Source organism: Waterburya agarophytonicola KI4, from assembly GCF_020640915.1.
GTDB lineage: Bacteria > Cyanobacteriota > Cyanobacteriia > Cyanobacteriales > Xenococcaceae > Waterburya > Waterburya agarophytonicola.
In genome coordinates this window covers 1-2,797 of record NZ_JADWDC010000142.1, presented here as the reverse complement: position 1 = coordinate 2,797, position 2,797 = coordinate 1, and the positions used below count along the sequence as shown (strand labels likewise).

At 42.6% G+C, this 2,797-nt stretch carries 4 protein-coding genes; 1 reads left to right on the top strand and 3 read right to left on the bottom strand.

Going from position 1 to position 2,797, the window contains the following annotated elements:
* Nucleotides 1–39 precede the first annotated feature (39 nt).
* Nucleotides 40–273: a reverse transcriptase N-terminal domain-containing protein gene (locus tag I4641_RS23610; RefSeq protein WP_229643032.1), complete on the bottom strand. Its 234-nt coding sequence runs from the start codon at nt 271–273 to the stop codon at nt 40–42.
* A 775-nt stretch (nt 274–1,048) separates the two neighbouring features.
* The gene (locus tag I4641_RS23605; protein ID WP_369426881.1) at nt 1,049–1,543 is read right to left on the bottom strand and encodes an ISAs1 family transposase; all 495 of its coding nucleotides are present in this window, start codon (nt 1,541–1,543) and stop codon (nt 1,049–1,051) included.
* A 213-nt stretch (nt 1,544–1,756) separates the two neighbouring features.
* On the opposite strand from I4641_RS23605, the gene I4641_RS23600 reads away from it, so the two are divergent.
* Nucleotides 1,757–2,464 (top strand): IS110 family RNA-guided transposase, encoded by a 708-nt coding sequence (locus I4641_RS23600; protein WP_229643030.1) that lies wholly within the window; start codon nt 1,757–1,759, stop codon nt 2,462–2,464.
* Nucleotides 2,465–2,514: 50 nt separating this feature from the next.
* On the opposite strand, the gene I4641_RS23595 is transcribed toward I4641_RS23600, so the two are convergent.
* A complete protein-coding gene (locus I4641_RS23595; protein WP_439655369.1) occupies nt 2,515–2,676 on the bottom strand; it encodes a transposase family protein in 162 nt (53 codons plus the stop codon).
* Nucleotides 2,677–2,797 lie beyond the last annotated feature (121 nt).

The window sequence follows — 2,797 nt, the reverse complement described above, 5'->3', positions numbered from 1 at the left end:
TTCCAGAGAGACTACGGAGTCTCAATTTAGTTGACCTTTTCAGGTCGCACTACCTCTGTTATCTTGTGTTACCCTACGAACCGCTAGTACCTTGTTTGACCAAGAGTTCATCAGTGTTTTCTGAAGTTGGCGTACTCGACGTTTATCACCTTGACGTGAAGCACCATAGATGCGCTTTTGTTGCTTAAAGACGTATCGTTCGACTTTACGCCAATCGATAGTCTCCCATCCCACAGTATTCAATTTGTCTGAGTCTGTATTAGGCTTGTTCACTTCTACTTGTACCTCTTTGCTTTCACACAATGCGGTTTACGTCAGTATATCCAGGCGATTAAGCCATCCCTTTTCAGGCATTACTCGTCAATTCGAGTTTGGCATTTACTTCTTAAACCATCTTTCTCTGTTATTGCCTGGATTGTTCCAGAGTTTTCGTCTTGACTGACTACCTAATGATTCGACCTTTACATCAGGAGCGCAAACAGAGTTATTTCGTTCCGAACATCCATTGTTTTGAATCCTTTAGGGCGTGCTTTTCCACCAGGGGTATAAGAGATGCGCTAACTCGATCCCTCAAGACTGTTAGCCTTTACCCTTGTCAGTTATTCCTGACGCATGGGGTACTAATTAAATTAGTACTAGCTTGTATCCCATGCTCCGCAGCCTAGTGATGGTTCGTCAGCACTTAGTTTGTTCTACCCCACGATTTCCTCTTCCTTGATATAATCTCAGTCCAGGTCGGTTATTGGATTCCTGCTAACAGCCGACGTTTTTAGCTATTATCGTCTGTACCTGCGTTGCCACAGGTTTCTGCCTTCAGTCCCGCTTTAACTACTGGGTTGTCAATCCAGCAGTTAGGGAAACTTCACACCTTCGTCGCCGAAGGGGACGCTCTGCGCTTTCAACCCCGCATCAGGGCGGTAGGACTAGGATTTCTAGGATACTTTCCATCACCTACATGGATATTCAGTTATCATCTTCCAAAGGATTAAAGTGCGTACTCTACCCAGTTTGGGTTACTTTGGAATTGTCTCTCATCTTCCCTAGTTATCTAAGTTTCGAGAGAACGAATCGCACGAGGGTCGGCGGGGTTTCCCCGCCATGACCAATCGAGTTGTTGAAGTCCAACCCATTGGTCTGGGTCAAAGAACAATTCTGTCACGGGCATTGTCCAATAACGGCGTATTTCCGTCCTTCCATGACCTTTGTTGATGGTGCGATGAAAATCATATTCTACTCCCGACCAATCAATCGCTTCCCCTCTCTCAAATAGTTGAATCACCCTTTCATGAAGATACTGATGATTTCCCTTGAGTGCTAGACAATAATCAGCACCTTGATCCTGAATCAGTTGAGCTATTTCTTTAATCCAGGAGCGGAAACACTGCTCAAATTCTAACGGATCGATTCGAGCAAAAACACGAGCAATCGTGTCATGAGAAGGTATGCCATTCGGTAACTCCAAAAACTGTTTCAACCATTCTTGTTTTGAGTGACCGTATTGTTCCATTGCCACCCAATTATGACGCGAAGCTAATCCTTGTATCTTGAAATTGGGATCTCAAATCCTGATAACTTAAAGAAAGTAGTAGACCGTCTAGTCCTTGGTTGTTCAAAACCGTCCTAAAGCTGGGTCACTACTATCCTCTCAAATTTTATCAACTCAAACAATCGCCAGGGGAGTTTCTACCCCGTATTATGCAAGGAAGAGTCAAGATTTGAAGGACAAAAGCCAAGCCAAATATCTTAAGTAAGACAAATGGAACAACAACGGTGGGTTGGAATAGATGTTTGCCAGAAATATCTCGACGTTTATATTCGTCCATTAGAAAAGTTATTTCAAGTAACAAATGATGAAGTAGGCATTAACAAACTGGTTCAAACTTTGAAAAAGATCCAACCAGAATTAATTGTCCTAGAAGCAACAGGGGGGATGGAAATTGATGCAGCAACTCAACTAACTCAAGCAGAGTTAGCAGTAGCCATCATTAATCCTCGTCAAGCAAGAGACTTTGCCAAAGCAACAGGACAATTAGCCAAAACTGATGCTATCGATGCCAGAGTATTAGCTCACTTCGCAGATGCCATTCGTCCCGAAGTCAGACCGATCAGCGACGAATCTTCACGTCAACTAGAAGATTTAGTACAACGCCGCCGACAGCTTAGTGACATGATTACTGCCGAAAAGAATCGTCGAAGAGGTAAAACCAATTCGGTTCAATTAGATATTGATGAACATATCGAATGGTTAAAAAAACGACTTAAAGAGATTGAAGCGCAAATCAAATCGGCGATCGCAATCAATGAAAACTGGAAACCAAAAATGGAATTGTTAACCAGTGTTCCTGGAGTTGGCGAAATAGTAGCAGTGAGTCTTATTTCATACTTACCCGAACTAGGCACTATTTCACACAAGTCAATTTCTTATTTAGTAGGTGTAGCACCTCGTGGTGACTTATCGGCTTAGCTTACTTTTTTAGTTAGCGATCGCCTTTGTATGAGAATTAAACTTGACAATCAAGACAATCGCTTTAGGGCAGCACCGCAAATCATCCCGCAGATGGCGATAGCCAGAATATCTATCAGCTTGTGTTCTTTAGTTCGGTCAATTCTGGGGTCGGTCAACTTGGCAAAATGATCTACAGGGTAATCTTGGGCTTGAGTTTCATTCTCCCTCACTTGTACCTTTTTTCTATTCCCAAATCAATTTATCATTTTCACTCAATTTAAGATGCGTTTGCCCTGGCCATGTCGGTAAAAAAGTCCAACACCAAAAACTAAAAGCATTGGCAAAAGAAAT